Below are 10,761 nucleotides of genomic sequence, written 5' to 3'. Positions count from 1 at the left end.
GTTATAACAAGGGAATGCTTGTAAACTGATCTATACTGCATTCCCTTATTGTATGTATGCTATATTTCTATTCTTCTTTTTCCGACATTAGAACCCTATAAAAATATCAACCATACTTATTTTTTAAACAAACCGAAAAAACCTTTCCGTTTTTGTTGCTGATTTTGTTTCTGCATATCTCTAATGTTTTCAAGCAATAACTGATCTCGCTTCTCTAGCTTCTTCTCAATAAAAACTTCTAATTCACTGTTTTTACCTTCTACTTCAGTTAACTTTTTCTCCGTATTCGCTAAATGCTCTTTTGTCGTAACCAATTCATTCGTAATTTCTTGCAATTTTTGAACGAGTGCTTGATTAAATTGATTTTGTAACTGCTGATTTTCTAATACTTCATTCAATTTCTTTTCTAATTCTGATTTTTCTTCTTTTGAAACAAACGAATCAAGTTCTCCATTTCGCCATGCCCGAACTTGATCGTAAGACCATTTTTGCACCTGTATTTTTTCTTTTATTGCTTTTAATTCTTCTATATTTTCCTTCGAGTATCTACGATGTCCTCCCTGACTTCGCTCCGTTTGTATGTTAAATTCGTTTGACCATACCTTTAGCAAATCGGGTGTGATCCCTAAAAGATCCGCAACAATTTTCGGTGTATACATTTCCGATTTTAGTTCCAATTTTCATTCCTCCCCCAAAAACGGAATACGTTTTTCACTTAAAAAATACGATTAAATCAACATTCCAATCAAAATCGGAATGTACTTACAACCGATTTGAAAACCGATTTTAAAAACGATTTAATTTCGAAATACATTCCGATTTTAACACCGATATGTATTACTTCTCGATAATAACATCAAAATCTTTTTTTATTTATACAAGATTTTATGCAAAAAAAGAAGAGCAAGGATCCTCAAGATCCCCGCTATTTCAACCATGTATAAAATCATGCATATCAATTTTACTAGAAAAGAAAAAAGAACCCTATAAAAACAAGGGTTCCTCGTTTATCCTTGCTACCGATAATAGGACGTTATGTTAACTCTCTATGAATATTTTATACATGATTTCCTACGCTTCGCTTTTTTTATCTCTTTCCTTTGCTTTTGGTCTGTCGACTTGGCAATTCTTCTTGCATGACTTAATCTTCTCTAACTAAATAGCTTTTATTCTTATCTTCCCAGTATCTATACTCATAGAGTACTTGTTCATCAAATCGCTGTAAATAACCTCTCCAGTTATTCGGAATATATTCTTCAAAAGATATTGATTCCGGATAATTAGAATAAAAAATTAAACGCTCAAAATCTATCAGGAAACATGGATTATAATCATAATAGGCTTCTTCTCTATTAGTTCTTAGTTCCCTTAAAAATTCTAACCTAATATCTTCTGTAAATCTTTCATATTTTTCTATTTTTTCTAAAAAAATAGCTATTGTAGTCTCATTTAAAATACTAATGCCTTTTCTTTCTTCTGGATATTCACTAGGAGAGTACCCAGCTTGATTATAATCTAAATACCATAAATCCGGTTCAGTTATATACCATTTGAACTTATTTTTATATTTTACACCTACTATAATATTTTCTGCATATAAAGGCTTAATCATTTAATTAGTTCTCCTCTCTTACTTAATAAGTTTAGCATTTTGGCCATATTCTACCAATCACCGACTAATGGGGTCAGGTAATTCGTATGCAACATCTTCAAATCCATATTCTTGTCGGAACTTCTCCAAGAGGAGTGGGAGTTAATCCATTAACCAATCGAATTTATATAGCAAATGTAACTAGCAACAATGTTTCCGTAATAGATCGAATAACAAATACCGTGATTACTACGATTTTAGGATTTTCCTCGCCATTTGGTATAGGAGTGAATCCTTAAAAAACATTAATCAATAAAAGAAAAATAGTACAGTTAACATAATTATCGTTATCTACCGCTAACGGAAATTATGTTAAATAGAGATATTGGAAAGGGGAACAAAAATGGACGTACATGATTTCATTGATAATATAAAGAATCGAAAAGATTTTATTCGCTTCATTTCCTTACTAAGAGAGGACTATGAAAAACATAACATAGAATGGGAAAATCCTAACTTAGATCGGTATTTGGAGGCATTAGAAGCATCAGCAACAGATATTGATGGTGCTTCTAAAAATCTAGATAAAACATTTCCTAAACAACCATCTTGGAAACTAATGGCTGAACTACTACTTATGGCCGCTTATTACGAATAACTTCCAATAACCGATTTTATGTAAATAAACACAAAAGTCCTCCAGTTAAACAATCCGGAGGACTTTTAATAGTTTTCTAAGTTATCTTCCAAATACACTCAATCCTAAATAAATCAAACTATAACTAATCAAAGCACTTGCAAGCATCAAACCTATTTTTAATAATTTGTCTTTTATATTAGGCCTTACTTCACTTACAGGTTTTCCCTCTATAAAATCAACTATTTGACGATAAGTTTTTAAATTATGCTCTTTTTTTATGTTTTCAACTTGCTGTGATGAAAACATAAGCAAAATCGTAAGTAGCAAAGGTATTATAAGACCATAATAACCAAAAAAGTAAAATACAGGTGCAATAGAAATAGGAACTATAATCATTAATGCTAACATGATGTAACTCCACTTAAAGAAAGTTGATTTTTGAAGTTCTTCTTTCATGATTTTTACATCTCCTTTAACTAAATCATCCAGGGAGACATTAAAGAGAATACTCATCATTAGTAAATTATGAATATCTGGATAGTTCCTTTCATTTTCCCAGTTAGAAATAGATTGTCTGGAAACATGAATTTTTTCTGCTAACTTCTCTTGGGACATATTATCCCGTTTACGAAAATATTGTATTTGTCTACCAATGTTCATCTATACATCTCCCTTAAGTTTGAGATTAAGTTAAAGGCTAATTAAAGACTACCAAATTTCTTTATAATAACGTGATTCTAAGGTGTAAAAATGTTTTATCATGCTATTTTCCCTTGTTTTTGGGTGTGAGTGCTGGCTCGTCGTGTGGGGGCGAAACCCCACATAGCGTTAATTCCATATAAAAAAAGAAGAATAATTTGAACGGAAGAACAGGCGGTTCGGCTGGTACAATTGCTGATCCAAGTCGAGCAACTTAACCCCGTTTTTGGTCTGTTCGGCTTGGCGAAAGCTAAAAACCAGCCGAAAAAAGTTCCGCAAGGACAGAAAAAAAAAGAAAAGGCGATAGCCTTTAGGTGAGGATTAACGAACCGACTTTTCTTTTTTTGAAGGTGGAGATTTTTGAGCGTTATTTGCTCAAAAATACTACCTGTTCCTTGCGGAACTTTTAGCCTTTAATAATAGTGATAATAGAGGGCATCTACAAAAAACGTGTGAATCCCTTGATATGACTGGGTTGAATGCACTTTTTAGGGTGTGACGTTTTCGTCACACTTTTAAGTCTTTTTGTGACGTTTTCGTCACACCTAAAAAAATACAAATAAGTAATGAAGTGGATATATCGCTTTGAAATACATATAAAAAAGACTATATCAAATTGATATAGTCTAAAAAAATCTGGCTGGTAATTTTACCTTTTTACCATTTTGATCTTTAAGATTTCTCAAAGAATATTGAAACAATCTCATCGTTAATTTATCAAGTTTCACTTCATTTTTTCGAGGTGCACAAATCATTATGTAAGGATTTACCACCCATGTTCTAGGACTTACAGTGCGACCATTTTCAATAATTTGTCCAGCACCTTCTGGATTAAGTAAAATTTCTTTTTTCTTTAATGAATTCATAACCAAAGAAGTTTTTTCTCTTGATTTCCCTATCATTTCAGCAATTTCAGAAACAGTTGCTGCTTTTGGTAACTCATAATCTTCCTCAGCGCTCTTTCGTTTCCTTTTAAATTTATCATCTCTACAAATGATAACATTACTTCTAAATTCCAAATAAGCTTGAATTCTAAATAAAAAACTTTCTTCTGCTTGAGTTAAATAACCAATACTATTCAACAAATCTAAATTTCTGTGCATTACTTGATTAAATGGTTCTCCAGCAAATGGATCTTTATTAGTTCCAACATAATGATCTTCTCCAGTTAATTCTTTTAACTGTTGTAAAAGAGATTTTTTTAGTTCTTCAGCTTGATCTCTTTGTTTTCCATCTTTCTCAAAATCTCTTTTTCTAGCATTTCTATCAGCTTGATTTAAAGCTTGTCCCAATTCTTCATTCATTGTTAATTCCTCCTCTAAATTGAGGGAATCAACAAAAACACCTATTTTTTGCTATTTGATTATAAAACAAATTATGATAATCTATAATCAGATAAATGAAGTCTAGGTATTTTCGTAGAATACCCTATAAAAAGAGTCATGTTCCAGCATGGCTCTTTTTTTTCATTCTATCACGTTTTCAATAACCTTGAAGATAAAAACAAAGTTTCCCTATTTTTTTACCGTTCCCTATCAAAATCTCGATGTCTACTTATTTCTCTCTTATGTTCACGTTCAAATTGATTATCTACTCCCTTACTATCCAATTCATTTTTAATAATCCCTCTAAATACCTTAAATTTCTCTTTAAAAGCTTTTTTCGTCTGTTGATACAAAACTCTTATATTCTCCTTCAAATCCTTTATATGAGTTTTTAACGAACCTATTTCAATATTTAATTTTCTATTTTCCTCTTTCAACTCTAAATTTATCTTTTGGGATTCTTTTAAAGAATCATACAAACTATCAACTTGACGATTCAATTCCCTATTTTCTTTTACCAAATCTGTATTCTGCAAACGCTCATAATCTTTTTTTACAGTGACTGCTGCAGTTATCAATTCTTCTACTTTTTCGAGTTGCTTTGGAGAAAAAACATAATTCCCTGTCTCTTTTTCAATAATTTCAGGTTTACCAATTAATTTTGGTTTTACCTCTGTCTTGATCTCTTTCTTTTTGGTCTTTAACGTAATTTTATTATTAGGTAATCGCTTGCTTATCTCGGTAAATTGATTCTCTATATTAGAAACTGCTTCAGCATATTCCTTGTATTGACGGACTTTCATATATTTATGTGAACCAACATTAGCACGCTCAAAATTCGGAATTTGTTCTTTAGCCAAAGATTCAATATAGGCCGTTTCTAATTGTCTCCAATTCGCAATTAACTCCGTCCCTTTTCCTTGTACGCCTTGTTGTTGCAAGGCTCTATCCATTCCGACACGCCTCGTTAATCCTCGACTACTTTCGAAATTCGGTACATAGTTAATATGTAAATGCGGATTGGCTTCATCATCATGTAAAACCATGTTATAGACTGATAGATTTGGATTTCGCTCTTGAAACGCCTCTGCATACTGTTTTAACGCTTCTTTTTTAGCTTCCCTATACTTTGGGTCATCTTTACCTTCTCCAACCGCTACAACCAATTCTCGTTGCTCATGTGTCTTTTCATTTTTATATATTTTGTCATAGTAGTCCTGAATCTTACGGTCATTTCGTTTTTGCTTCTCATTATACTTGTCCACCGCTTCTTGAAAGACATCCTTATATACACTTCGGATATCCTTTTGAACAAAGTAGATATTCTCGTCTAACCTGGATGGATCGATGCCAGGATTCCCATAAATGTTTTCTCTGTTATTATGGCTTAATGAACTTTGGTGAGATTGATTAAATGAGATAGAGAACAACATAAAGTGCCACCACTTCCCCTAGATTAATTGATACAATAAGTCTAGCAAGGCAACGAAATTGTGTCAATTGACGTAACCCTATACTTATTTTGACACTAACGTATCAAAATCAATAGGGGTCTGCGACGCTTTTCGGCTTTGCCGATCCATGCCCAGCATGGCAAAAACAAACCTTGGGCTTTGCCCAAACCCACTGGGGAAATCTTCCCCAGACCCCATTCATCGAACTCCCCATCCCCTCAATCCTTGAGGGACTCCCTCGCCGGTAGGCAGGAACAAACAATCGTTTGTTCAATGCCAAGAGGGTTCGGTTGTAGACTAGTTGGTCAAGTCAAATACTCCCTTCGCTTCGCTAGGTCCGTTTTGATTGACCAACGCAAACAGCTACCTATAATTTAATCCCTCACTAACCCTTTTTAATTCTTTAATAAAATCCTATAGATTTTATTAAAGAAACAAAAAAATAAACAGCCAAAAAATATATTGATTTTTTAACTGTTTATTTAAAAGAACTAATGCTAGCCCAAATCAATTATTCTAGAAAATGAATTTTGTAAATCAATATCATGAGTAACAACAATAATGGTTTTTCCTTCATTATGAAGCTTCTTTAGCAATTTAATTACTTGATCACGATTCTCTCTATCCAGTGATCCTGTAGGCTCATCGGCCAAAATAACATCACATTTTTTCAATAAAATTCTAGCTAACGCAAGTCTTTGTTGTTCACCACCACTTAAAGTATAAACTTTAGTTGTTAAAGAACAAGATAACCCAACTTGTTTTAATGCATCTTCCATTAAAATCTTTTTCTCTTTTTTAGAGATCTTCTGAAATTTAAGTGCAACTTTCAAATTTACTTCAACTGTTTCATTATCCATTAAAGCATAATTTTGAAATATATAACCTAACTTATTTCTAAACAGATTTTTTCTATTTTTATATGGATTATCATCCCCTTGAATAACAACTTTACCACTATCTGGTTCATCTAATAACCCAATTATATTAAGTAATGTAGATTTCCCCGCACCACTTTTTCCCATAATACCAACAAATTCATTATTATAAACACTAACATTAAAATCTTTAAAAATATATTGATCTCCATATTTTTTGGTAATATTTTCTAATTTGATGCCTATTTCTTCCTTCATATACTCATCCCTCTTTAATAATTTGTACCATTTTCTTTTGTTCACTTTTCTTAATCAGTAAATAAATGAATAGATTCTCTAAAAGAGAGATACAAAAAATAAGACCTATAAAATTAAACTTCTCTAATATGCATAAAATTAATATTGAAACAAACCAAATAAAATTAGTAAACAATAAATAAAAATTATGTCTTTCAAAATAAGAATAACCATGTATTCTCTTAATAGTATGTTTCAGTTTATATTGTTCTAAATAATTTAATGTTGTAAACATACTTATAAACAAGTAAGCTAACAAAACAACAAATAAAACAACTAAAGATTGATATGCTCTTTCCAAATGCATTTGAATTATACTTTCAATATCATCGTAAGCATTATAGAGTTCTGGATAAAATTTTTGTAACCCTAAATTTTCAATCTGATCCTTAATGCTATTATATGGTTCTTTTTTATCTAATAACTTTATAAAATAACCACTATTTCCAACAGCTGTATCATACCATGCAGCCTCATTACCATTTGCATTAGTTAATATCATCGCGATACCATCATAAAAATGATTATTAGTATCTGCTGCTATATCATTAGAAAAAGTAAAATACGATTGATTGTTATCTATCCAAATTATATTTACCGTTATATCCTCTTTAAAAGGAAGCTCTTTACCAGCATCTCTTAAAAAAGTGTTCTTAACTTTATATTTTTGAAGATAATATTCTTTTTCAAAATATCCTCTTAATTCTTTTTCTTCTTTTTTATACTTTTCTGGAACTAAAACCGTAAGTTTATCATCATCTTCTTTAATATCAATTAACTTACCATCTAGCCCATATATTGGATTTAATTTTAAATAATTATTATTTATGAGTATTGTTTTTTCTTCATAAACAGAAACACCTTTAAGTTCTATTCCATTCTGTTTTGCTATATAGGAATCAGAAAATTGTATTAAAATTGCACCTCTGTCATTTGTATACTTAAATAATTTATATTGTTTATCAAACATTTCAAGAATAGCTTTAGGATTATTACCATTTGGTAAAGGCGCTTTAGTCGGCATAATTCCATACGATTTCATTTGTTCCCATTCATTTGCGTTTTTATAATAATATCGATAAGAATCCAGAAAAGTAATATAAGAAACAAAAAGTAAATATAATATAATCACTGAAAAAATCACTTTCATCAGACTATTTACAATTTGGATTTGCTTTAAAGGTTTTTTATTTTTTATACTTGCAGAAATAGAAATTTTACCAACTCTAAAAAAAACAAGAGACATAATAAAACAAACTACCATACCAATTATAAATTGGTAGAAAAAGTAATTCGTTATTGTCTTAAACCAATACAAATTAAATAATAAATTTTCTACTGTTATAAAAATCACAACAATTATAGTAGAAATAATTAAAGCTAAAAAATATAATTTAAATATTTGTAGAAAATATTTCTTCCAAATATCTAAAGGCATATAACCGTTTAATAATCTAATAGCGGAATTTTTATACTCTAAAAAATAATAATAAATAATCATAAATAATGATAAAACATACAATAAAATAATAGGAACTATTCTTAACCAAGATGAATCAATAACAGGATTGTATTCATAACTAGAATAATTAATTTTCATACCTAAATCTTTCTGTAATTTATCTATATAAAGATTAATTTTATTTTTATCTTTTAACAAAACTACATAATCTCCAGCCACTGATCTATCTTTAGGAAACGATTTTAAGGGTTTAATACTAAAATCAATTCCCTTTTTATAAGAAAATATTTCTCCTGTTACACTCTTATCTTTTAATGTGGAAATATTAAATTTATCAGATTTATCATTTGGAAACGCTCCATCTAACAGTGAAAACTGTTTAAAATAAAGGTCTATATCATGTGTAAAATAAACATATTCTACTGATTTGTTTTCTGGATATATAGATTTAAATACATTCGCATTATAATCATTAGAAACCCTAAATAATATTGATAAAAACTTCTCTGAATCAATTTTCAAAGCGTTCTCATCAATGGTCATAACAAAACTATCTTCTTTTCCTGCTTTTTTCATTGAATCTTCTTGTTTACTAGAAATCAAATCAAAATATACAAAAAATGAAAAAGAAAAAATAACTATGTATAAAAGAAATATAAATCTTTTCATATATACTCTCTTTCTTCAAATTAATTAAATTAATTATGTTACTAAATTAATAAAAAGAGAGCCTAAAGTCATTATAAAATAAGACTTTTTTATACTCTCTTTTTCTTCTATCTAATTAAATTAAAAACAAATTATTGAACATCATAGTATGATTTATAAGTATTTAATTCATAAAAGTATGGTGATGTAGTATAAGCTTCTACTCCTGGATCTTTCCATTTACCATAACCATATTTCCCATTTGCCATCGCTGATGCTTTGTGTACTCTAGAACCATGTTCATATTTAGAGTATTGAGCCCAATCACGATTCCAACCCATTGTTTGACCTTTACACCAATATCCACCTTCTATATTATCAAAACATTGTCCAGCTTTTGGTGACCATCCTCTATATTTAGAATTTTCACCTTTAATTACAGGTTGTTCACCATTCTCAACATCTGTATAACCAAATTCTGTATAAATCATATTTGGTGTAGAAGAAGATGTTTTTTCTTCTGCCGCAAAACTTGTTATTGGTGAAACCAATACAGCACCACATAAACCTAAAGATAAAATCCCCTTAGATAAAAAACCTTTATTCGACATACAAATACCCCATTTCTCTATATTTTTCACTGATTTAAATCAGCACAAAACAAAATTTAGCACAATTTTCAATAAAGGTCAAATATTTACAAAAAATAAAAAATAAAGTAAAATTTAAAAAATCAGATAAATGAAAGTGTGTTAAATACATTTTTTTACCAAAAATTAACATGAAGTAATTATCACAACCACTAATAACAAGGAGAAATAAAATGAAAAAAATTACTATCTTTAGTTTTATTTTCATCATATTTTTAATTTTTTTATTTATATTTACAAATAAAAAAGAAACCAAAACAAAAATTACTAACAATATACAAAACGAAATCAAAGTAAATGAATTACAAAATAATCTCTTAAAACAAGATGAAAAATTTGTTTATTTCTATCAAACAAATTGTAGTTATTGTAAAAAAGTTTCTCCTATAGTAATTCCTATGGCAAAAAAACTAAATATAGATATGAAAATGTTAAATTTAGAAGAAGAACAAAATGGCTGGAACCTCTTTAAAATTCAAGGCACACCAACTATTGTTCATTATAAAGATGGAAAAGAAATAGATCGTATTGAAGGGGAATATAAAAAAGAAGAATTTAAGAAATGGTTTAATAAAAATAAAGAATAAATAGGAGAAGAAATGAATACAACAAAAAAATCAGAAAACATCTTATTTATATCATGGGCAACATCATTCATTGCAACAAGTAGTAGTTTATATCTCTCTGAAATTATGAAATATGAACCTTGTACCTTATGCTGGTATCAACGTATCTTTATGTATCCATTAGTTATAATACTAGGAATAGCAATTATAAATAAAGATTATAAGGTAAGCACCTATAGCTTAATTCTTTCTATTATTGGAATATCTATATCAACTTATCATTACTTAATACAAAAAATACCACAATTATCAGATATATCAACATGCGGTAGAATACCATGTACTGGTGATTATTTAAATTGGTTTGGATTTATTACTATCCCATTCCTTTGTTTAATAGCTTTTCTAATTATTATTATTTGTAGTACTTCAATAATTAAAATCAACAAAAAATAGTATTAAAATAAAAACATAGTTATAACAAGGGAATGCTTGTAAACTGATCTATACTGCATTCCCTTATTGTATGTATGCTATATTTCTATTCTTCT

Annotated in this window: 12 protein-coding genes; 4 read left to right on the top strand and 8 right to left on the bottom strand. The window is 29.3% G+C overall.

Translation table 11 applies throughout. From position 1 onward, the window contains the following. Nucleotides 1–116 precede the first annotated feature (116 nt). Entirely contained in the window at nt 117–677 is a 561-nt protein-coding gene (locus JDS95_RS29990) for a MerR family transcriptional regulator (protein ID WP_199691025.1), read from the bottom strand. A 464-nt stretch (nt 678–1,141) separates the two neighbouring features. Then, nucleotides 1,142–1,612: a hypothetical protein gene (locus JDS95_RS29985; RefSeq protein ID WP_000595036.1), complete on the bottom strand. Its 471-nt coding sequence runs from the start codon at nt 1,610–1,612 to the stop codon at nt 1,142–1,144. 86 nt (nt 1,613–1,698) lie between these two features. On the opposite strand from JDS95_RS29985, the gene JDS95_RS31660 reads away from it, so the two are divergent. Further along, entirely contained in the window at nt 1,699–1,890 is a 192-nt protein-coding gene (locus JDS95_RS31660) for a YncE family protein (RefSeq protein ID WP_073990902.1), read from the top strand. Between the two features lie 104 nt (nt 1,891–1,994). Beyond that, complete coding sequence (locus JDS95_RS29975) at nt 1,995–2,249, top strand: DUF7660 family protein (RefSeq protein WP_000382464.1); 255 nt, start codon at nt 1,995–1,997, stop codon at nt 2,247–2,249. Between the two features lie 81 nt (nt 2,250–2,330). Here the strand turns inward: JDS95_RS29975 and JDS95_RS29970 are convergent, their stop codons facing one another. The 6 genes from JDS95_RS29970 to JDS95_RS29945 form a co-directional block, all read right to left on the bottom strand. Further along, entirely contained in the window at nt 2,331–2,891 is a 561-nt protein-coding gene (locus tag JDS95_RS29970) for a helix-turn-helix domain-containing protein (protein ID WP_199691024.1), read from the bottom strand. A gap of 665 nt (nt 2,892–3,556) precedes the next feature. Then, nucleotides 3,557–4,234: a Rep protein gene (locus tag JDS95_RS29965; protein ID WP_199691023.1), complete on the bottom strand. Its 678-nt coding sequence runs from the start codon at nt 4,232–4,234 to the stop codon at nt 3,557–3,559. Nucleotides 4,235–4,452: 218 nt separating this feature from the next. Further along, the gene (locus JDS95_RS29960; RefSeq protein ID WP_199691022.1) at nt 4,453–5,688 is read right to left on the bottom strand and encodes a plasmid recombination protein; all 1,236 of its coding nucleotides are present in this window, start codon (nt 5,686–5,688) and stop codon (nt 4,453–4,455) included. Between the two features lie 518 nt (nt 5,689–6,206). Continuing rightward, nucleotides 6,207–6,845 (bottom strand): putative bacteriocin export ABC transporter, encoded by a 639-nt coding sequence (locus JDS95_RS29955; protein ID WP_199691021.1) that lies wholly within the window; start codon nt 6,843–6,845, stop codon nt 6,207–6,209. A gap of 4 nt (nt 6,846–6,849) precedes the next feature. Then, the gene (locus JDS95_RS29950; protein ID WP_199691020.1) at nt 6,850–9,015 is read right to left on the bottom strand and encodes a DUF1430 domain-containing protein; all 2,166 of its coding nucleotides are present in this window, start codon (nt 9,013–9,015) and stop codon (nt 6,850–6,852) included. Nucleotides 9,016–9,146: 131 nt separating this feature from the next. After that, complete coding sequence (locus JDS95_RS29945) at nt 9,147–9,605, bottom strand: hypothetical protein (RefSeq protein ID WP_199691019.1); 459 nt, start codon at nt 9,603–9,605, stop codon at nt 9,147–9,149. A 212-nt stretch (nt 9,606–9,817) separates the two neighbouring features. Here JDS95_RS29945 and JDS95_RS29940 point away from each other — a divergent pair, with 212 nt between their 5' ends. Continuing rightward, nucleotides 9,818–10,231 carry a thioredoxin family protein gene (locus JDS95_RS29940; protein ID WP_199691018.1) on the top strand — a complete coding sequence of 138 codons (414 nt, stop codon included), beginning with the start codon at nt 9,818–9,820 and terminating at the stop codon, nt 10,229–10,231. A 12-nt stretch (nt 10,232–10,243) separates the two neighbouring features. Further along, nucleotides 10,244–10,666 carry a disulfide oxidoreductase gene (locus JDS95_RS29935; protein ID WP_016107571.1) on the top strand — a complete coding sequence of 141 codons (423 nt, stop codon included), beginning with the start codon at nt 10,244–10,246 and terminating at the stop codon, nt 10,664–10,666. Nucleotides 10,667–10,761 lie beyond the last annotated feature (95 nt).

The sequence above is a fragment of the Bacillus cereus group sp. N24 genome (assembly GCF_016483345.1).
Classification (GTDB): Bacteria; Bacillota; Bacilli; order Bacillales; family Bacillaceae_G; genus Bacillus_A; species Bacillus_A toyonensis.
The sequence above is the reverse complement of the archived record's forward strand: the minus strand, read 5'-3'. Positions and strand labels throughout refer to the sequence as shown.